The sequence below is a fragment of the Sporosarcina sp. G11-34 genome, from assembly GCF_026931025.1.
Genome location: NZ_JAHNZW010000008.1, coordinates 165,957 through 186,136, shown reverse-complemented (window position 1 = coordinate 186,136; position 20,180 = coordinate 165,957). Strand labels below are relative to the sequence as shown.

General features: G+C 40.8%; 24 protein-coding genes and 1 pseudogene. 20 read left to right on the top strand and 5 right to left on the bottom strand.

What is annotated here, in order from left to right; translation table 11 throughout:
• Positions 1–23: 23 nt before the first annotated feature.
• Positions 24–590: a hypothetical protein gene (locus KSU66_RS13645; protein WP_269052011.1), complete on the bottom strand. Its 567-nt coding sequence runs from the start codon at positions 588–590 to the stop codon at positions 24–26.
• Between the two features lie 116 nt (positions 591–706).
• Here KSU66_RS13645 and KSU66_RS13640 point away from each other — a divergent pair, with 116 nt between their 5' ends.
• On the top strand, positions 707–2,005 hold the full coding sequence (locus tag KSU66_RS13640) for a PQQ-dependent sugar dehydrogenase (protein ID WP_269052010.1): 1,299 nt from the start codon (positions 707–709) through the stop codon (positions 2,003–2,005).
• A gap of 59 nt (positions 2,006–2,064) precedes the next feature.
• On the opposite strand, the gene chrA is transcribed toward KSU66_RS13640, so the two are convergent.
• Entirely contained in the window at positions 2,065–3,258 is a 1,194-nt protein-coding gene (gene chrA / locus KSU66_RS13635) for a chromate efflux transporter (RefSeq protein WP_269052009.1), read from the bottom strand.
• Between the two features lie 391 nt (positions 3,259–3,649).
• Here chrA and KSU66_RS13630 point away from each other — a divergent pair, with 391 nt between their 5' ends.
• The 7 genes from KSU66_RS13630 to KSU66_RS13600 all read left to right on the top strand — a co-directional run bounded on the left by KSU66_RS13630 (position 3,650) and on the right by KSU66_RS13600 (position 7,758).
• Positions 3,650–3,913: a metal-sensitive transcriptional regulator gene (locus KSU66_RS13630; protein WP_269052008.1), complete on the top strand. Its 264-nt coding sequence runs from the start codon at positions 3,650–3,652 to the stop codon at positions 3,911–3,913.
• A gap of 65 nt (positions 3,914–3,978) precedes the next feature.
• Positions 3,979–4,458: a DsrE/DsrF/DrsH-like family protein gene (locus KSU66_RS13625; protein WP_269052007.1), complete on the top strand. Its 480-nt coding sequence runs from the start codon at positions 3,979–3,981 to the stop codon at positions 4,456–4,458.
• 25 nt (positions 4,459–4,483) lie between these two features.
• Complete coding sequence (locus tag KSU66_RS13620) at positions 4,484–4,780, top strand: rhodanese-like domain-containing protein (RefSeq protein WP_269052006.1); 297 nt, start codon at positions 4,484–4,486, stop codon at positions 4,778–4,780.
• Positions 4,781–4,835: 55 nt separating this feature from the next.
• Positions 4,836–5,402, top strand: coding sequence for a sulfurtransferase TusA family protein (locus tag KSU66_RS13615; RefSeq protein ID WP_269052005.1), 567 nt, complete (start codon positions 4,836–4,838; stop codon positions 5,400–5,402).
• A gap of 11 nt (positions 5,403–5,413) precedes the next feature.
• On the top strand, positions 5,414–6,541 hold the full coding sequence (locus KSU66_RS13610) for an MBL fold metallo-hydrolase (RefSeq protein ID WP_269052004.1): 1,128 nt from the start codon (positions 5,414–5,416) through the stop codon (positions 6,539–6,541).
• A gap of 158 nt (positions 6,542–6,699) precedes the next feature.
• Complete coding sequence (locus KSU66_RS13605) at positions 6,700–6,927, top strand: sulfurtransferase TusA family protein (protein ID WP_269052003.1); 228 nt, start codon at positions 6,700–6,702, stop codon at positions 6,925–6,927.
• Between the two features lie 48 nt (positions 6,928–6,975).
• Positions 6,976–7,758, top strand: coding sequence for a sulfite exporter TauE/SafE family protein (locus tag KSU66_RS13600; protein WP_269052002.1), 783 nt, complete (start codon positions 6,976–6,978; stop codon positions 7,756–7,758).
• 103 nt (positions 7,759–7,861) lie between these two features.
• On the opposite strand, the gene KSU66_RS13595 is transcribed toward KSU66_RS13600, so the two are convergent.
• Positions 7,862–8,395 (bottom strand): ECF transporter S component, encoded by a 534-nt coding sequence (locus KSU66_RS13595; protein ID WP_269052001.1) that lies wholly within the window; start codon positions 8,393–8,395, stop codon positions 7,862–7,864.
• A 274-nt stretch (positions 8,396–8,669) separates the two neighbouring features.
• A complete protein-coding gene (locus tag KSU66_RS13590; protein WP_269052000.1) occupies positions 8,670–9,257 on the bottom strand; it encodes a GNAT family N-acetyltransferase in 588 nt (195 codons plus the stop codon).
• Between the two features lie 119 nt (positions 9,258–9,376).
• Between KSU66_RS13590 and KSU66_RS13585 the strand changes: the two genes are divergently transcribed.
• The 3 genes and pseudogenes from KSU66_RS13585 (at position 9,377) to KSU66_RS13575 (ending at position 11,419) form a co-directional block, all read left to right on the top strand.
• On the top strand, positions 9,377–9,826 hold the full coding sequence (locus tag KSU66_RS13585) for a DMP19 family protein (RefSeq protein ID WP_269051999.1): 450 nt from the start codon (positions 9,377–9,379) through the stop codon (positions 9,824–9,826).
• A gap of 204 nt (positions 9,827–10,030) precedes the next feature.
• Positions 10,031–10,201, top strand: a pseudogene (locus tag KSU66_RS13580) (VOC family protein); the annotation flags it as partial.
• A gap of 276 nt (positions 10,202–10,477) precedes the next feature.
• Positions 10,478–11,419 carry an MBL fold metallo-hydrolase gene (locus tag KSU66_RS13575; protein ID WP_269051998.1) on the top strand — a complete coding sequence of 314 codons (942 nt, stop codon included), beginning with the start codon at positions 10,478–10,480 and terminating at the stop codon, positions 11,417–11,419.
• Positions 11,420–11,938: 519 nt separating this feature from the next.
• Here the strand turns inward: KSU66_RS13575 and KSU66_RS13570 are convergent.
• Positions 11,939–12,841 carry an aldo/keto reductase gene (locus KSU66_RS13570; protein ID WP_269051997.1) on the bottom strand — a complete coding sequence of 301 codons (903 nt, stop codon included), beginning with the start codon at positions 12,839–12,841 and terminating at the stop codon, positions 11,939–11,941.
• Positions 12,842–12,911: 70 nt separating this feature from the next.
• On the opposite strand from KSU66_RS13570, the gene KSU66_RS13565 reads away from it, so the two are divergent.
• The 9 genes from KSU66_RS13565 to KSU66_RS13525 all read left to right on the top strand — a co-directional run bounded on the left by KSU66_RS13565 (position 12,912) and on the right by KSU66_RS13525 (position 20,176).
• Positions 12,912–13,457, top strand: coding sequence for an NUDIX domain-containing protein (locus KSU66_RS13565; RefSeq protein WP_269051996.1), 546 nt, complete (start codon positions 12,912–12,914; stop codon positions 13,455–13,457).
• A gap of 54 nt (positions 13,458–13,511) precedes the next feature.
• The gene (locus KSU66_RS13560) at positions 13,512–14,027 is read left to right on the top strand and encodes a hypothetical protein (protein WP_269051995.1); all 516 of its coding nucleotides are present in this window, start codon (positions 13,512–13,514) and stop codon (positions 14,025–14,027) included.
• 94 nt (positions 14,028–14,121) lie between these two features.
• Positions 14,122–14,574, top strand: a complete 453-nt coding sequence (gene fur / locus KSU66_RS13555) for a ferric iron uptake transcriptional regulator (protein WP_269051994.1) — start codon at positions 14,122–14,124, stop codon at positions 14,572–14,574.
• Between the two features lie 120 nt (positions 14,575–14,694).
• A complete protein-coding gene (gene xerD / locus KSU66_RS13550) occupies positions 14,695–15,594 on the top strand; it encodes a site-specific tyrosine recombinase XerD (RefSeq protein ID WP_269051993.1) in 900 nt (299 codons plus the stop codon).
• A 37-nt stretch (positions 15,595–15,631) separates the two neighbouring features.
• A complete protein-coding gene (gene deoB / locus KSU66_RS13545) occupies positions 15,632–16,822 on the top strand; it encodes a phosphopentomutase (protein ID WP_269051992.1) in 1,191 nt (396 codons plus the stop codon).
• 261 nt (positions 16,823–17,083) lie between these two features.
• Positions 17,084–18,388 carry a pyrimidine-nucleoside phosphorylase gene (locus KSU66_RS13540; protein WP_269052053.1) on the top strand — a complete coding sequence of 435 codons (1,305 nt, stop codon included), beginning with the start codon at positions 17,084–17,086 and terminating at the stop codon, positions 18,386–18,388.
• A 206-nt stretch (positions 18,389–18,594) separates the two neighbouring features.
• Positions 18,595–18,948, top strand: a complete 354-nt coding sequence (locus tag KSU66_RS13535) for an STAS domain-containing protein (RefSeq protein WP_269051991.1) — start codon at positions 18,595–18,597, stop codon at positions 18,946–18,948.
• Complete coding sequence (gene spoIIAB, locus KSU66_RS13530; RefSeq protein ID WP_269051990.1) at positions 18,938–19,384, top strand: anti-sigma F factor; 447 nt, start codon at positions 18,938–18,940, stop codon at positions 19,382–19,384. Before KSU66_RS13535 ends, spoIIAB begins: the two co-directional genes overlap by 11 nt.
• 3 nt (positions 19,385–19,387) lie before the next feature.
• Positions 19,388–20,176, top strand: coding sequence for a SigF/SigG family RNA polymerase sporulation sigma factor (locus KSU66_RS13525; RefSeq protein WP_269051989.1), 789 nt, complete (start codon positions 19,388–19,390; stop codon positions 20,174–20,176).
• The last annotated feature ends 4 nt before the right edge of the window (positions 20,177–20,180 follow it).

Sequence of the window (20,180 nt, the reverse complement as noted above, 5' to 3'; positions counted from 1 at the left end):
CTTTTTGGTTTGCGAAACGGCGACTAACCGAGGCTCAAGATGACTTTGATTTTACGGAGCAAAAACAAACCGAATTCCATCCATAACCAACTATAAAGAAGTGAAAATCCGAAAATAAATAGTAGAATAATTGGACTGAAAGAAGAAGAAACTACTGGACCGAACACTGGAAAGCCCAGTACATAGAGCGGTATACAAATACCTATAAATAGTAGAAAACCATTGACTAATAGAATGTCAAAGCGCCGATTACAAACACGAAGCGTCCATCCGAAGCCAATTCCAATTAATCCTGTCGTAAATGGAAAAATGAGTAGCTCACTAGGTGCCATCAATAGTAATAAACAGATGGTTAATACGTACGTTGAAATACCTGAGGATAATGAAAGTAAAGCACCTAGTAAAATCGGTGCAGTGGCAAGGGGACTTATCATATATCCAATACCCGGAAGCAATGTCCCAGCGGCTTGAAAAATTGCGCCAAGTGCCGCCATTAATGCTACAAATACTAACTTTTTTATAGGGGACCAATTGTTTAGAGTTCTATGAATGGCTAATGGATGGGAGGGGACAGTCTTAGCGAAACCCATAGTTTCTCTCCTTTATGTATACTATATGAACAAAAAGCAACATGTGACTGAATAAGTAGCGGAAAGCCCAATTGTTGAATAGATTGATAAAGGATAGATGAGAGGGGTAGTTTACTATGCCTGAACGAAAGTTGAACCCCAAGGATATAATGGTACCACTTGGCTATAAGATTGATGTGTTTGCTAAAGGTCTCACAACTCCAATTAACTTAACTTTTACCGAAAAAGGCGAAATGCTTGTTGCTGATTCGGGTATTACCGATGGAAATGGGAAAGTATTAAAACTGACAGAACAAGGATTTACCGTTATAGCGGATGGGTTTAATCCTCCGCTTACAGGGATTACAGAATATGAAGGCAATATTTACGTCGCTCATCGCCGTTATGTCACAATTATTCAACCTGATGGAACGAAAAAGGATATTATTGAAGGATTACCTAGTAACGGAGATCATCATAACAATCGTGTTGTCTTCGGACCCGATGGGAAAATGTATTTTGGTCAAGGAACAGCGACGAATAGTGGAGTTGTAGGAAAAGATAATAGTTGGGTTAAGGAGCACCCTTTCTTTCATGATTATCCCGGTGGAAGAATTACGTTGAACGGTGAGGATTTTCAAACATCTAGCTTTTTAGACGACTTTCCAGAAAGGACTACCACAACTGGTGCATATGTACCTTTTGGGGTTCCAACTTATCCTGGGAAGGTAGTAGGTGGAATTGTGCGTGCGAGTGGAAGTATATTACGGGCCAATCCAGATGGCTCTGAACTAGAATTGATCGCATGGGGCTTACGAAATCCGTTTAGATTGCGGTTTGATCGGTATGACCGTTTGTTTGCGGCGAATCACGGGATAGATGTTCGTGGTAGTCGTCCGGTCGCCAATTCGCCAGACGAGTTTCAGTGGATTCAACCTGGCGTTTGGTATGGGTTTCCGGATTTCACCGGCGGATTGCCCGTCACTATGCCACAGTTTAAACCGGAAGGGAAGCCGCAGCCAACCTTTTTGCTAGCTAAACACCCGATGCAACCACCGCATCCCGTGGCGACATTTCCAGCACATTCTGCCGCAATGGGATTTAGTTTTAATGAAAATCCTTCATTTGGCCCAATCGGGGATGCTTTCGTTGCAGAGTTCGGAGCCAATGATCCAATAACAACCGGTGGGAAACCATTACCAGGCGTCGGTCATCGTGTATCACGCATCGACATGAGTACAGGGCAAGTCCATTCATTTGCGTTAAACCAATCCGGTTTGCCGGCTTCTTTGACAAATGGAGGGGGATTTGAACGACCCATTGATGCAGTTTTTGGAGCAGACAATGCACTTTATATTGTGGATTTCGGTTTGTTTGCCGGAGAAGGAGCAGTTCCGAAAACAGGTGTTATTTGGAAAGTAACGAGGGAGATTTGAAAATTATCCACAGTCTAGACTTGCAAAAAGTCCTTATTCCGAAGGACTTTTTTACTTTATCATAGAAAGGTTAATAATGATCCACCTATAGCACCAGAAATCACTATAATCCAAGGTGGAAGTTTCCAGTAGGCTAGCATGCTAAACAATAGTGCAGCTAAAGCAAAGTCAACAGGCTTTAAGATGGAACTTGTCCAGATTGGGAAGTAAAACGCCGAGATTAAGATCCCTATAACTGCCGCGTTTACGCCCATGATTGCGCCTTTGACATTCGGATTACTTCGTAAACGATCCCAAAAAGGCAATGCCCCCACGATTAGCAAAAAAGCAGGTAAAAATACTGCAAACGTTGCGAACAAACCGCCTTGCCAACCTTTCATAACAGTGCCTAAATAGGCCGCAAATGTAAATAGTGGACCAGGTACAGCTTGCGTAGCCCCGTAACCTGCCAAGAACGACTCTTCGCTAATCCAACCAGTTGGTACAAATTCCTGTTCCAATAACGGTAAAACGACATGGCCGCCCCCAAAAACTAAGGACCCTGACCGATAAAAACTATCAAACATAGCTACCCAATAGGACCCGGTGACTTCTCTAATCACAGGTAAAAGAAATAGTAATCCGAAAAATAGTAGTAAACAAACCATTGAAACTTTTTTAGTAATAGGAAATTGTGAACTTGTTTCTTCGTTTTCACTATGCTGTTTAAATAAAATAAATCCGACAAGTGCAGCGATTAAAATGACACTTACTTGAGTAAAAGCCGTTTGCCAAAGAAGTGTCGCTATAAGTGCAAATAGAGCGATGGCCTTTCTTTTTAAATCGGGCGTTAAATTTTTGGCCATACCTATAATAGCATGTGCAACGACTGCCACCGCTACAATTTTTAAGCCGTGGATCCATCCAGCATTTCCAACATCAAATTCCGTGAGTAGCAATGCGAAAAGAATAAGTGCGATAACTGAAGGTAACGTAAATCCAATAAAAGATATGATTCCACCTAAAACACCGGCGCGCATAACGCCAATCCCAATACCTACTTGGCTACTAGCCGGACCAGGTAAGAACTGTGCCAAAGCAACTAAATCAGCGTAACTCTTCTCGTCCATCCATTTTCTTCTACGTACATATTCTTCGTGAAAATAGCCTAAATGAGCCGTGGGTCCACCGAAAGAGGTTAACCCAAGACGTGTAGAAATTAAAAATATCTTCAAAAGTGATTTAAACCCTATCTTTCTCTTAGATTTATTCATGTCAAACTCCTTTAATTCATCCTACGAATAGATAATCCTACTAAATGATAGCATTTTTTCATGTTGCTTTGATTCAAAGTAAGGAAGCTTTACATAAACTTAACATTGAAATACAGCCGATTGTCGTAAGTATGAGCAAATCGTTGAAATCCTTTTGGTATAATAGGAAACAATCTTAAGGATTTCAACACGGACACAAATAAAAAAATGGTTTCTTTTCGTTACGTACAAAACTATCTGCATAGTCACTTTATATTTATTCTTTATAATAAATCGCATAGGTGTAACTTTAAAGTGACAGATGTATATTTTCGCAAAAACAAACATATTGACAATGTACCCCTATGGGTATAACATCAAGTTATAAAGTAAACAGAGAGGAGCAACATTCATGGAATATGATGACAAAGTGAAAAACAGGTTGAAACGGATTGAAGGACAAATCAAAGGTATTTTGAAAATGATGGATGAGGGCAAAGATTGTAAAGATGTGATCACTCAGCTATCCGCTTCACGATCGGCAATTGACAGAACGATTGGTGTAATCGTTAGCTCCAATTTGATTGAATGTATTCAACAAATGGAGGATAGTGATTCAAGGACACAAGAAGATATCGTAAAAGAGGCAGTAGATTTACTAGTAAGGAGTCGCTAAGTAGTTGACTCTTTTCTTTTTAAAACAATTAATACCCACAGGGGTACCTTGAAAGGGAGATTTAATTGACTGAAACGAAAAAAACGACGATTGTATTGTTCAGTGGTGAGTACGATAAAGCAATGGCAGCTTATATTATTGCAAACGGGGCTGCGGCTTATGATCATGAAGTGACGATTTTTCACACATTTTGGGGATTGAACGCGTTGCGTAAAGATGAACAAGTTGCTCTAAAGAAAGGCTTCTTAGAAAAAATGTTTGGGAAAATGATGCCACGTGGTGCAGATAAAATGGGTATTTCAAAAATGAACTTTGCTGGAATGGGTCCTAAAATGATTAAACACGTCATTAAAAAGCATAATGCGATGACTTTACCTCAACTTATTGAGTTAGCAGAAGAACAAGATATTAAACTAGTTGCTTGTACAATGACAATGGACCTTCTAGGCCTTCAGCAAGAAGAGCTGTTGGAAGGCATTGAATATGCAGGAGTTGCGGCGTACTTAGGCGATGCACAAGATGGGAACGTAAACTTATTTATTTGATATTGAAAAAAATGGAGGGTTTAGGATGAATGCAATAACACCAAAGGAAGTCCAAATGAAGATAAATGCGAAGCAACAGATTCACTTAATAGATGTACGTGAAGTAGATGAAGTGAAAGAAGGAAAAATAGCAGGAGCAATCCACATACCACTCGGATTATTGGAGTTCCGTATGCATGAATTGGATAAAGAAATCGAGTATACAATGGTATGCCGTTCAGGCGGGCGAAGCGGAAGAGCTACGCAAATACTTGATAGTCATGGTTATAAAGTAGTGAACATGGTAGGCGGTATGAATGATTGGGAAGGTTTATTAGAGTAATATTTTTTTGAAATGAAGTATACCCATACGGGCATTAGTAAGAGGAGACGATGACATGATTAAAACTGACTTTGTACTTGATGCAAAGGGCTTGGCTTGTCCAATGCCTATAGTTAAAACAAGAAAGGTAATGAAAGAGTTGAAACCTGGGAATGTATTGGAAGTGCAAGCGACGGATAAAGGATCCACAGCGGATTTAAAAGCATGGGCTACAAGTTCAGGACATCATTACTTAGGAACGACTGAACACGCTGGACTGCTTAAGCACTACTTACGTAAATCGAGTGAAGAAGAAAAAGTGGAGAAAAAACATCCGCATATTGTTTCGAATGAAGAACTACAAGAGATTTTAGTGAAGAATAGCGATGCGCTTGTACTTGATGTCCGTGAAGCTGCGGAATTTGCATTCAGTCATATTGAGGGAGCTCAATCGATGCCGCTTGGGGAAGTTGAAACTAAGTTGCATAGCATTGATAAGCTGGCGGAGATTTACGTTGTTTGCAGAACGGGAAACCGCAGTGATCACGTCGCACAAAAGCTAGTCGCTGCTGGTTTTACTAAAGTTGTTAATGTTGTACCGGGTATGAGTGTATGGAACGGACCAATTAAGAAATTACTATAGGGGGTATAAAGATGACTGTTCAATCAATGACAGCAAGTGAAATAGCAAAAAAGGTAATAAACAAAGAAAGTTTTTTCATCCTCGATGTTCGGAATGGAGATGCTTTTACAGATTGGAAAATTGAAGGGGAGAACATTCAGTATGTAAATATTCCATACTTTGATTTGCTTGATGGGGTTGAAGGAATTATGGACCAACTTCCAGCGGATCAAGACATCGTTGTTGTTTGTGCGAAGGAAGGCTCCTCCATTATGGTCGCAGAGATGATTGCTGAAGAAGGGCGCGTCGTTCATTATTTGGCAGGCGGCATGAAAGCATGGAGTGAACATTTGGAGCCGGTCAAGATCGGAGACTTGAAAGATGGTGGGGAAATCTATCAGTTTGTTCGCATCGGTAAAGGGTGTCTGTCGTACATGATTATTTCGAACGGAGAGGCCGCAATTGTTGATGCAACAAGGATGACCGAAATATTTATTGATTTTGCTAAGGAATTGAATGTCACGATTAAGCATGTTTTGGATACACATCTACATGCAGATCATATTTCGGGTGGTAGGAAAATTGCAGCAGCAGTTAACGGAACGTACTGGCTGCCACCGAAAGACGCGGAAGAAGTAACATTTGCATATGAGCGCTTAGAAGAAGGGCGCACGATTACGATTGGCGAGACAGCAATTGATATTCAGCCGTTATACTCACCGGGGCATACGATTGGTTCGACATCATTTGTTGTTGATAATACGTATTTATTATCCGGGGACATTTTGTTCATTGACTCGATTGGACGTCCGGATCTTGTCGGATTAGCGGAAGATTGGGTAGGTGATTTAAGGGAAACATTGTATATACGTTACAAAGAACTAACAGCTGACCTTATCGTGCTACCCGCTCACTTTATGATTATAGAGGAGTTAAATGATGACGGCAGTGTATTTGAGAAACTTGGCACATTATTTGCCGAAAATCACGGATTGAATATTGAAGATGAAGCAGAATTTAGGCAAATGGTAACGGGAAATTTACCTCCCCGACCAAATGGGTATCAAGAAATTCGCGAAATGAATATGGGGAAAATAAGCCCTGATGAAGAAACCCAACGTGAGATGGAAGTTGGACCGAATCGCTGTGCAGTTAGATAATCAAACTTCATTCAGCGGGGATTCAACCCCCGACTGAATAAAATTTAAGCCGCCGGCGGATGTCACCGATTTTGAAGGGAGTTAATTGAGCAAGCCCAATTCAAAATCTGGACGCAATCACGCCGAAATGTAATTGATAAAAAGGGGAGAGATTTTAAATGAAAGAAAACAGAGTATTAGACGCAAAAGGATTGGCTTGTCCAATGCCGGTTGTACGTGCAAGAAAAGTAATGAAGGAAATGGCAACAGGCGATGTATTAGAAATTTGGGCAACTGATAAAGGTTCAGTCGCAGACTTGGCTGCATGGTCGAAATCGGGCGGACATGATCTTTTTGAGCATACGGAAGAGGCTGGCGTATTTACCTTTTTGATAAGAAAAGGTTAATGTGAAACGAAAGGGCATCTTTTTTCTTTTGGAAAGAAGGATGACGTAGTGGAGTTTTCATTTATTGTAACGATATTTTTAATCGGATTTTTTGGTTCTTTCATTTCTGGAATGGTGGGTATAGGTGGGTCAATTATTAAATATCCAATGTTGTTATATATCCCACCAATTCTTGGAATGGCAGCATTTACTGCGCATGAAGTCTCAGGAATAAGTGCCATTCAAGTGTTGTTCGCAACTATTTCGGGTGTATGGGCATATAGGAAAAGCGGTTACCTCAATAAAACCTTGATATTGTACATGGGTACAAGTATTTTGGTCGGAAGTTTTATAGGTGGTTATGGTTCAAATATATTAGCTGAAGGGTCCATTAACCTTGTATACGGGGTATTGGCAACAATTGCTGCGATTATGATGTTCGTGCCTAAAAAAGGATTGGATGATATTTCTATTGAGCAAGTGAAGTTTAACAAGTGGTTGGCGGCGGGACTTGCGTTTGTCGTTGGAATCGGTGCAGGTATCGTTGGTGCAGCGGGAGCGTTTATTCTCGTTCCAATTATGTTAGTTGTTCTAAAAGTTCCAACCCGAATGACGATTGCTAGCTCACTTGCTATCACATTTATTTCCTCTATCGGCTCAACAATTGGAAAAGTAGTAACAGACCAAGTGCTGTATGGCCCAGCGGCTGTCATGATTGTCGCAAGTGTATTGGCAGCGCCAATTGGAGCGAAACTTGGACAAAAGACGAATACGAAAGTCTTGCAGTGGCTGTTAGCGCTTCTCATATTAGGAACAGCACTTAAAATATGGATCGATTTTTTAGCAGTATAATCAAAAAATCCGGTAACGCTAAGCGCTACCGGATTTTTGCTATCTCATCAATTATACTCGGACATCCCCTAGGGCTGCTTGGTTTATGGAAGGCTACTATGTTTTATTTAAAAAATGGAATCTTTTTCAGTACAATAGCAGCTGGGATGGCTACGGCAATCCCTATAACGTTTTGAACGATATCTCCGGGGATAGAAGCGATTGGTATAATCCAACTGTTAAATAGTACTGATTCACAAAGGTAATAACCGGCTATCATAAAAGGAATTGAAATAATCATAGCGAATAGGTTGAAACCGGTACTACTTCCGTTGCGGCCATTCGACCAGGCAATTTTTCCAACGATATATCCTTGCAAACCGCGAGTTAAAAAAGTAAACGGTGCCCATAAGGTCCAACCAGATACTAAGTCAAATAGCCCCATCCCAACGGCACCAGCGATAGCGCCTTTTTTAGGACCGAATAAGATGGATATGATAAAGAGCATACCTGTTCCAAGGTGAACTAAACCGCCATTTGCGGTGATTGGTAGTTTGATATTTAACAAAAGTGTGGCAACGAATACGAGTGCGATTAACATGGATGTTATAATTAAATTGAACGTGCGTGGATTTGAATAACTTGTTGTTTTTTGCATAGCTATAAACCTTCCTTTCGTATACAGGACGAAATATTCTGGCGGACTATATAAAAGCTTTCCAAGAAATCAGTTTTCGTATGTACTGATAACCTTATCAAAGGATTGGTATCTTTGGAAGTGTCAATTAAGAACAAAACGTAGGGGTCAGTTTGTGGAGGAATCGTAACAAATCTCCCTAATAGGGGAAAAGGAAATGATGAATTTAAAACAAAAAGTGAGACATTGGTGTAATCAGTGTCTCACTTTTTAGTAGGTTAGTAAAAGTGCGAATCTAGTTTTCATATTTCTCCATCAACTTTTCTAGATGCTTTTTCACTTCATGCCACTCTTCTTTTATGACGCTATACATGACTGTATGTCGCACTTTTCGATTAGGTCTAATCATATGATTGCGTAAAACACCTTCTTTTTTGGCACCAATCCGTTCAATCGCTTTTTGCGATTGGATATTTTCGTGACCGGTTTTAATTTGGACGCGTTGGAATTGTAGTTGTTCAAAGCAGTAAGATAGTAGCAAGTACTTACACTCAGTATTAATAGTTGTACGCCAAAATGATGGATGTAGCCAAGTCCAACCGATTTCCAAGCGTTTATGTTCGGATGAAATGTCCAAAAAGCGCGTAGAACCGATAACTTTATTCGTTTCCCGAAGAACGATAACAAAAGGGTATTCCGTTCCTGTTTCTCTGTTAATCAACGCTTGTTCAATATAGTTCTGTACATCTTCTTTTGTTTGCAATGCTCGCGACAGATGCGTCCAGATTCGTTCATCCTGAGAACATGCATAGATGCCTTCTACATCATCTGTTGTCATTAGTCTTAAAAAAACTGTGTTACCATTCAAGTAAATACTTTCCATAATCAATCACCCCTTTATTTCATTACACACGAAATTCGATATAATTGGAAGTAGTAAATGGAATCTAAAGAAAAATTTCTAATAAATCAAGATATAAAAAAGAATGGACTGAGCCCAAAATGAAAAGAAATGAATTAATGACTAGAGATGATATATGGAACGTGGTTATTGATATCCTAAGCGAAGCTGATTTTCCAACAGAAAATAAAGTTTTAAATGAAATTTACATGGTTTTTCAATACTATTCAGAACTTGAAAGCGGAGGCCATGAAAGCTTACTCACTTGGTTTACGGAATACATCGAAGAAGTTGGAATCTCGGCTTACTTGAAAGAAATAGTAGAAAGTCTTGAGGAAATAGGTGCTTATGATTATGCGGTTATTGTGAATACTTATGGCAAGGAAATGTGGAAACTGTTCGTAGCACTTGAAAATAGTAAGATTGAAGAAAAACAATTTTACACTGTTATCGAAAAGGCGGATAATGCATATAACAAGCTAGATGGTAAGCTAGAGGAATTATTGGTCGTTTACTTTGTTGAGATTCATAAAGAATTGATTGAAGGTTAACTATTTGGATACATGTTCAGTTATCTGCTGGAAGATCCGATTTAGTTCCATCGCGTTGAATCGTACACCAAGTAAGTGAGGACGTTATAATTAAAGAAAAAAGAAATAAGTCAGGTGCTTGTATGTTCCAATATATTTACCAAAAGAAAAAATTGGATAGTAAGCGTCCTTTACCTAAATACACATTGATGAGTCTTCGTGAAAAATCTTCAAACGCCTTCATTATTGTTGTTCTCGAATAATTTGGATGAGTTATACAAAGACCTTACGAAGAAGCAAGTCACAGTCGGTGAAATTGTAACAATGCCTTCGGGAAGAGTATTTAACTTCGCGGATAATGAAGGAAATTATTTTGCAGTGTTGAAGAAAAAGTAAACAAGTTTCAAAGTAGAAGGTGAGACACGGATATAACCGGTGCTCATCTTTTTTGTTGTCTAAATTTATATTGAAAAAGAATGTGCAGCTCCGTTACACATGAATTTTGATATGCCTGGAAGTACTTAACCGAATCAAAAGTGGCGGGACGTTTAGAAAGGTGGGCTAAAGTCGTCTAGCAATCAATCAATCAATGTACAAAATATGGGGTAATTAAAGGACTCCTACGAAGCTAAATTGAATGTATACTGATAGGGAAAACAAGGGGGAATCATTATGCTGGAACAACTGGGGATTGAACTGGTCAAAATCGATTTACCATTTCGTCTTAACCATGTGAATTGCTTTATGGCGGAAGGCGAGAATGGCTGGACAATTATTGACGCGGGATTGAATAACGCTTATACGAAGGACAAGTGGAAGGAACAAATACATGGAAAAGAGATTACTGATTTGTTCATAACCCACTATCATCCCGATCATTTTGGTCATGCGGGAGAACTTCAAAAAATGACAAATGCTGAAGTTTCGATGACACAAATAGACTCCGAAATGGCTTTTCAAGTATGGACGGATGAGTACATAGGCAATCTTTATAAAGACTATAAAACGGCTGGTATTCCAATAGAGATGGCGAATCATATGGCAAATAATACAGCTGAATTCAAACAACTGGTCACACCTTATCCGACAATCAATCATTACTTTGTGGAAGGTCAAAAAGTGCCAATCGGTCCTTATGAATATGAAGTGATTGTTACACCGGGGCACGCGGAAGGTATGGTTTGTTTTTATAACACGGAAAAAAATGTGTTATTATCAGCGGATCACATTTTGCCGAAAATCACTCCGAATATTTCCTATTGGTTTCATGGTGATCCGAATCCTTTGAAGTCCTATTTGTCTTCATTGAAAAGTATGAAGAAATTGGACGCTAATTATGTAATCCCTTCACACGGGAAGCCATTTTACGGGGCGAATGATCGGATTGATGAACTGCTTGCGCATCATGAAGAAAGACTAGAGGAGACGCTGGATGTGATTGTTGCAGGCTCGACAGTCTACGAGGCTTGTAATCGCCTTTTTAATTTTAAATTAACCGTGCACGAAAGTCGCTTTGCAATAGGTGAAACACTCGCTCACCTTGAATACTTGAGGGCAGCTGGAGAATGCCAACGGGAGAAAAGGGGAGAAGAGTGGATTTATCGTAAGATATGAGTAGGGAGAGGAAGCTGAAATAAAGAATTCTTTATTTCAGCTTTAATTTTTTATAGTAGCCGTAGTGATAAGGCAAAAGAGGGATGTAATTCAATCCCTCCCCAGCAGTGGGCTTCCTGGCCGGCTTATCGCGGAATGCACCTCCAAGCGCCGAGCGTCGTTAGTAGGATTCTTTAGTTCAGCTTATATGAGTCGATTTCATAATTCCCTATTTTAACTTAAAATACGAATGATAATGGCGTTTTAAGTTTTATTGTTCATTAATATAGAAGGCGTTTCGTTGATGGGAGCGGAGGGCGGCGACTCCAGTGGGAACAGCGCGAGCTGAAAGCCCCGCAGGAACGCAGTGACGAGGAGATTGAAGCCGTGCCCACGGAAAGCGTCCGCCCGAAGCGGAAATCAACTTTGTTCGTATTTCAAGAGTAAATCTTCCATTATGAAATTAACTCAATACTTTTTATAATACTAAAGAAATGAACACCGCAGAAGTGTACCGGACCGCCAAACATTCTCTTGAGGCTATACCCGGTGTTCTTTGTAAGTGTGCGTTTGAACAATCGTTGTTAACTTATCTAACACATCCTCCGTACACCCTTTATCATACGCAATGACCGAGTCGAGCAATTGGTCCACTGAACGTGCGCCAACAAGTGCAGAGGCGACTGTTTGTTCACGTAATACAAAAGCAATTGCTGCCGCGTGTAAATCTTCTGTTTCCCTATCAAGCGCCGTAACCGTCTGACTTAATTCTTCCGTAGCATATTCTACAAATCCGTTGTTAGCCTTTGTCCTTGCAAGTGCCTCCGACGTTAACAACCCTTTTGCGAGTGTTCCTCTCGTCAACACAGAAGCCGCCGCATGATGAATCATTGGAAACCATTCTTCTGGTCTTCGGTCGAGCATACTATATTGCATCATGATTGAAATAGGAGTTCCTTTTTCAAGAAATCGTTCAATGACATTCGGACGAATCGATGAAATACCATATTGACGAATGAGGCCTTCTTTTTTTAAGCTTTCAAATGCATCAATTGTTTCTTCAACATCATCTTCCATAGTTCCCCCGTGTAACTGATACAAATCGATATAATCCGTGCCAAGGCGATGCAAGCTTTTTTTAATAGCGCTTTCTATATGGTTTTTTGACGGATCCCATGCCCAGCTTGTGCCGTTCTCGTTCATTTTATTGCCTACTTTTGTTGCGAGAATAATATCTTCACGTTTACCTTTAATTGCATGTCCAACAAATTGCTCGTTCTTTCCAGAATCATATAAATCAGCCGTGTCCAAGAAATTAATGCCTGCGTCAAGGGCGGCATCTATAACTTTCTTAGATTCATTTAAATCATCGGGAAGAGACATGCAACCGAGACCAAGCTCGGAAACGAACAATCCACTTTTACCTAATTCTCTTTTCTTCATGAGATGCACCTCCATTTTGTTCCATGGTACAATGTAGGAACAAAAAATACTATGCGAGGGGACTAAAAACATGAAAAATTATGAAGAGAAGACGCTTTCCAGTGAAACCATTTACGAAGGGAAAATTATTTCATTGCGTGTTGAGGATGTAGAACTTCCAGATGGCAATCATGCGAAACGTGAACTTGTAAAACATCCAGGTGCTGTGGCAATACTTCCGATAACTGCGGACGGAAAGCTCGTTCTTGTCGAACAATATAGAAAAGCACTTGACCGAACGCTTGTTGAAATACCAGCTGGCAAAATAGATCACGGGGAAGAGCCGAAAATAACAGCCATAAGGGAACTGGAAGAAGAGACGGGGTACGGGGCGAAAGAATTTACATACATTCAGTCTTTTGCAACTTCACCAGGTTTTGCGGATGAAATCATTCATTTGTATTTAGCTCGGGAGTTATACGAAATTGAGGAGCCGGCATTAGGGGACGAAGATGAGTTCATCGGTCTCTTGGAAGTGACGATTGAAGAAGCAGAGGCAATGGTTAAAAATGAGCAAATATTCGATGCGAAAACTGCATTCGCAATTATTTACGCGAAAAATCTTCTACAAAAATGACCTAATCGTGACCGGACAAGCATAGATTATATAAACTATGCGGAGGTGCAGTCCATGGTCCGTTCTTTGTCTTTCATCCATCTATTTGTCATTCTCGCCGTTGGCTATATTGGTGGAGCACTCTTATTTCGGGAAATGCCAGCGGCTTCTATGGAAAAATTCATCACTATTTTTGATGCCCGGATTATTTATGGCCACGAAGTCGGCATTATAAGGCCCGTTGTCATGACTGCGTTGTTTTTCGTTGTTGCGTATCTTTTTTCATTGGTTAAACAACTCAAGTTTGCGGTCTTATTTTTCGGTGCGTTTAAAGCGGTTCTTTTTGGGTTGTCATCAGCCTATTTACTCGGCTCTGGCATGAAAATATTGGATTACTCAGTTTGGTGGTTTCCTTTTCAATTCGTAACTTGTCTGTTATTTCTAGCGTACTGTGCGCTTTTGAGCCCTCCATTTTTCTTGGGGAAGATCAACCGTCAAAAGCGTAACGAGAAGGCTTTGACCGTGTTAGTTATTGTGACGGTTGTCGTAACAAGTCTTGAAATCGGTATTTTTTACTTTCTTTTGAATTAATCTAACAGTCTAGAAGTTGACTTGACGCTCCCTTTCTGTTGTCATAGGGAAAGCCCATTTGTTATAATGAATACAGTTTGAGGGGGGCGTCTTAATGGAAAGCCGAATCGATCGGATAAAGAAACAATTATATAGTGCCAGCTACAAGCTGACACCACAGCGCGAAGCGACGGTTTTGGTCCTCCTTGAGCATGAGGATGACCATCTGAGTGCGGAAGACGTATTTTTGCTCGTTAAAGAAAAAGCACCAGAAATCGGACTAGCTACCGTGTACCGTACACTTGAATTACTAGCAGACTTAAAGATTGTCGATAAAATTAATTTTGGTGACGGTGTATCGAGATTCGATTTACGACAAGAAGGGGCCGCACATTTCCATCATCATCTTATTTGTATTGAATGTGGCGTCGTTGATGAGATAAAAGAGGACCTTCTTGGAGAAGTTGAAAAAATTGTTGAAAATCGTTGGGAATTTGAGATTAAAGACCATTGGCTTACATTCCACGGTATTTGTAAGCGATGCAAATCAAGTGAAGAAGATAAGTAACGAATAGATAGGGATGGCTTAGTGCTATCCCTTTTGTCGTTGAAGCAGCTACATTTGGAAAAGGTAGGTGGGAATGGGAATGACTTATACAAACAGTCTTAAGGTGATTTTCCGAATGACATGAAAGATGGTCGTTTTGCTCTTGAAGATTATATACATTTTCTAAAAGTTGAGCGTCAATTGGCGGATAACACGATTATTTCATATCGACGCGATTTAGAAGACTATCTTGTATTCATTGAACAGCAAGGTTTTAAAACTATTGAAAGCATCAATCGACAAGAAATTCTTACTTATTTGGAGAAGTTAAATTCAGAAGGGAAGTCATCGCGAACTGTATCCCGTAACATTTCATCGATTCGTTCGTTCCATCAATTCCTTCTGAGGGAAAAAGTGACGACGGGTGATCCAACGGTGCACATTGACCTCCCAAAAATTGAACAGAAACTACCGCGTGTTTTATCGATGGACGAAGTGGAGAAACTGATAGACAGTCCAGACCGTTCCAAACCACAAGGTGTGAGGGATAATGCTCTTCTTGAAATTCTTTATGGAACGGGTATGCGCGTAAGTGAATTAATCGGTTTGGATATAGACGATATTCACCTTTCGATGGGGTTTGTTCGTGTGTTCGGTAAAGGTGGAAAAGAAAGAATTGTTCCACTCGGCAGCCAAGCGATTAAGGCGTGCAACCGGTATATTGAAGAAGCCAGACCTCTTTTCATTGCGAAGCAAAGAGGTGTGGATGCATTATTTGTCAATATGAGAGGTAATCGCATATCGAGGCAAGGGTGCTGGAAACTTTTAAAAGGACATGCACTAAACGCAGGTCTTCGAAGTGAGTTAACGCCTCATATTTTACGTCATTCATTTGCCACGCATCTAATAGAAAACGGTGCGGATTTAAGGGCAGTACAGGAAATGCTCGGACATGCCGATATTTCTACTACACAAATTTATACGCATGTAAGCCGTGCCCGACTTAAAGAAGTATATGTGAAGTTTCACCCACGAGCTTAAAGAAGTTGTAAAAAGAAAAATTTAGGAGGCAATCATTATGGAAAAAAAACAATTTAAACGAGTGCATCTGATTGTGCTTGACTCCGTTGGTATCGGGGAATCGCCAGATGCGCATCTATTTGGTGACGTTGGAGCGGATACGCTAGGTCATACAGCTGAGGCTATGAAAGGTTTACATATGCCAAATATGGCTAAACTCGGTCTGTCCAATATCCGCCCGATTGAAGGGGTACCCGTGGCGGAAGAACCGATTGGTTACTACGGAAAAATGCAAGAAGCGTCTGTCGGGAAAGACACAATGACAGGGCATTGGGAGATTATGGGCCTAAATATCGAAAAACCATTTAAAGTTTATCCAAATGGATTTCCTTCCGAGTTAATCGAACAACTTGAAACGCGTACGGGTCGTAAAGTAATTGGTAATAAGCCGGCAAGTGGGATAGGAATTATTGACGAACTCGGAAAAGAACATATGGATACAGGTGCGCTCATCGTCTATACGTCGGCTGATCCAGTGTTACAAATTGCCGCACATGAAGGAATTATTCCGATTGAAGAGCAATATGAAATTTGCGAAATTGCTCGAGAACTGACAATGGACCCCGAATTTCTCGTTGGACGTGTAATTGCTCGTCCATTTATCGGTGAACCGGGAAACTTTACGCGGACAACGAATCGCCATGATTATGCGCTGAAACCATTTGACCGTACGGTAATGAATGAATTGCTCGATTCAAATTATGATGTCATTGCAATTGGGAAGATTGACGATATTTTTAATGGTGAAGGTGTTTCGGAATCTGTACGAACAGTGAGTAATATGGACGGCGTTGACAAGTTACTTGACGTGATGAAAAAAGACTTTACGGGGATTAGCTTTACAAACCTTGTTGATTTTGATGCTCTTTATGGTCATCGCAGAGATCCGATTGGATACGGTAAAGCGCTTGAAGAGTTCGATGTCCGGCTTGGGGAAATTATGGAAGGGTTACGCGAAGATGATTTACTAATCATTACCGCAGATCACGGCAACGACCCTATTCACGAGGGAACCGATCATACACGTGAATATGTGCCACTTATCGTCTATTCTCCTTCATTCAATGAAGGAGGAGCCATTCCACAAACTGAAACATTCGCCGACATCGGCGCAACAATCGCACATAATTTCAACGTGAAGTTACCGAAGTTCGGGAAAAGCTTTCTTCCAGTACTATATAGAGGTTGAACAAATGGAAATTTATATAAACTAAGCGAAGGCGTCTTCCAAGGGGTAGCCCGAGCCGTAAGACTGGTAGCGGGGCTACTTGGCTTACGGCGGGAGGCCTCCCCAAGCGCCGCAGCGAATTGAATAGGATTTCTTATTTCAGCACACTTGAAAATCGTTGAATAAGGCAACGCCCGCGGAAAGGGAGCCGTTTCAACGATTTTCTTTTTTAGGGAGATTTTTTATTTCAATCCATACAGTAGAAAAGGTGTGATATAGATGTTGAGAATGGTTGATGTAATTGAAAAGAAACGAAATGGCGAAACGCTTACTAAAGAAGAAATTACTTTTTTCGTCGAAGGCTATACGAACGATGTAATCCCTGATTACCAGGCGAGTGCATTTTTGATGGCGATTTACTTTAAAGGGATGACTGCTGAGGAACAGGCATATTTGACAATGGCGATGGTGGAATCTGGAGACCAGATTGACCTGTCCCAAATCGAAGGCATTAAAGTCGACAAGCATTCGACAGGCGGCGTGGGCGATACGACGACGCTAATACTTGTACCTCTTGTTGCGGCTTGCGGCGTTCCCGTTGCTAAAATGAGCGGTCGCGGACTTGGCCATACCGGTGGAACGCTAGACAAGCTTGAAGCAATTGAAGGATTCCACATCGAATTGACGGAAGAACAATTTGTGAAACAAGTGAATGATCTGAAGTTGGCGGTTATTGGTCAAAGTGGTAATTTAACGCCCGCCGACAAGAAATTATATGCACTTCGTGATGTGACGGCAACAGTGGATAGTATTCCTCTGATAGCGAGTTCAATCATGAGTAAAAAAATTGCTTCCGGTGCAGATGCAATTGTTTTAGATGTAAAAACCGGTGAGGGCGCATTTATGAAAACGGAAGAGGATGCGAAAGCACTCGCACATTCGATGGTTGCTATTGGCAATAAAGTCGGAAGAAATACGATGGCGATTCTTTCAGATATGAGCCAACCGCTTGGCAATGCGATTGGTAATTCCCTTGAAATCATAGAAGCCATAGACACGCTTAAAGGCCAAGGTCCAGAAGATTTAACGGAGCTTTGTCTAGTCCTTGGAAGCCAGATGGTTGTCGTGGGTGGAAAGGCGGAGTCTTTAGAAGAGGCGCGTGAAATGTTGAAAGCGGTTATCCAAGATGGCTCCGCGCTTGAGTTATTTGGACGCTTAATAGAAGCGCAGGGCGGAAATCCAGAGATTATCCATAATACCGACCTTCTGCCAACTGCAAAGTATCAGATTGACGTCATTGCTGAACAATCCGGTTTTATTACTAAAATGGAAGCCGATGATATCGGAGTTGCGGCTATGTTACTTGGTGCAGGAAGAGCAACAAAAGATGATGAAATTGATCTTTCTGTCGGTATTGTCCTTCAGAAGAAGATTGGCGATTTCGTAAAAAAAGGTGATCCAATTGCCTTGATTCATTCAAATACGAGAGACGTTGAACAATCTGTCTCAATTATACAGAAGCATGTTTTAATCGAAGAAAAAGAGGTTAAGCCACCGCGTCTCATCGGTGAAGTAATTACGGATTGAATCAAATATTAGTAAGGGGCTACTCAATTACAATGGGTAGTCCTTTTTTTGTTGTCTAAATTTAGCATTAGAAGAGCATACTTTCATCAGCAAGGTGTAGCAATGTCGAAAGTTAAGAAGTTTCCGATGTCTTTGACTAGTTTTGTCATGTGAAAGGAATCTTGATCCGCAATGTTGAATGAAGCGGCATGAAGGAGGGGTTCAGCATGGCTGATATCGAAATTATTGACAACGGAATTCTAGTAGCAACACTGCGCGGGGAACTTGATAATCATGAGGCGAATCGGATTCGTGCTCGCATTTCTTCGTCAATTTTCACAGGGCAAGTTCGAGCAGTTATTTGGGATTTGGAAGGACTTGGTTTTATGGACAGTGCAGGAATTGGATTGATTTTAGGGAGAATGAGGGATTTAGCACCATTAGGCGGAGAAACACTCATATTAAATCCATCCACAACGATGGAAAAAATATTTAGCTTTTCAGGACTCGGACAAAATGTGAGGCATTGCACGGTCGAAACAGCGATCGGGGAAATCGGAGGGGTACTACATGAACAATAAAATGACATTATCATTCGTCGCAATCGAAGAGAATGAAGCGCTGGCGAGAATTGCAATGACCTGCTTCATAACTCCCCTCGATCCTACACTTGAGGAAATTTCAGAATTTAAGACGATTGTGTCGGAAGCAGTTACGAATGCAATTATTCATGGTTACGATTGCGATGGGAAAAGTGTTGTGACGCTCACTGCGACGATTGACGATCATAAGGTAACTATGACAGTAAGTGATGAAGGAGCAGGCATAAGCGACATAGAGCGTGCCATGGAACCTATGTTTACAACGAGACCGTATATGGAGCGGTCGGGGATGGGATTTACGATTATGGAAAGCTTTGCCGACAGTTTGTCAGTCGAATCAGATGTGGGAAAAGGAACAATCGTAAAATTCGAGAAAATATTCTCCCCGGTCACGGCGACGAGCGAAATGAGGTGACCCATGGACACATCCGTTGAGAAACAGCATGCTTTGTTGTCCCAGGAAAAAATGAGAGAACTGATTAAAGTTTCACAAGAAGGCGATAAGGAAGCAAGAAGAATGATGATTGAAGGAAATACGAGACTCGTCTGGTCAATTGTTCAACGGTTTGCTTCCCGCGGGGCTGATCCTGAAGACTTGTTTCAAATCGGCTGTATAGGTCTGATGAAATCAATCGATAAATTTGATTTGTCCTATGAAGTGAAATTTTCAACTTATGCGGTACCGATGATTGTTGGAGAAATTCAACGCTTTCTAAGAGATGACGGAATGGTAAAAGTAAGCCGTTCGATTCGTGAGCTTAGTTTTAAAATCCGTCATGCCACCGATAATTATATAAAAGAAAGTGGAAAGTCTCCTACGTTATCTGAAGTAGCGGCAATACTTGAAGTGACGTTGGATGATGTCATATTAGCGTCTGATGCGCTACGAGATCCAGCATCGCTTCATGAGCAACTATATGAAAATGAAGGAGACAGCTTGACGCTAATGGATCAGTTACGTGATGACAGATCCGAAAGGGTATTCGATCATATACCACTTCGAGACGTCATTTCAAAACTAAATAAACGAGATCAAACAATTATTTATATGCGTTATTATCTCGACTGTACACAAAGTGATATCGCCGAACGGATTGGCATATCCCAAGTGCAAGTGTCACGACTTGAGAAAAAAATTCTGGCCCAATTGAAATTGTGGATGGGTGTTAGTGCAGAAGAAAGTACGGTAAAAGTGAGGACGGATTAAGAAC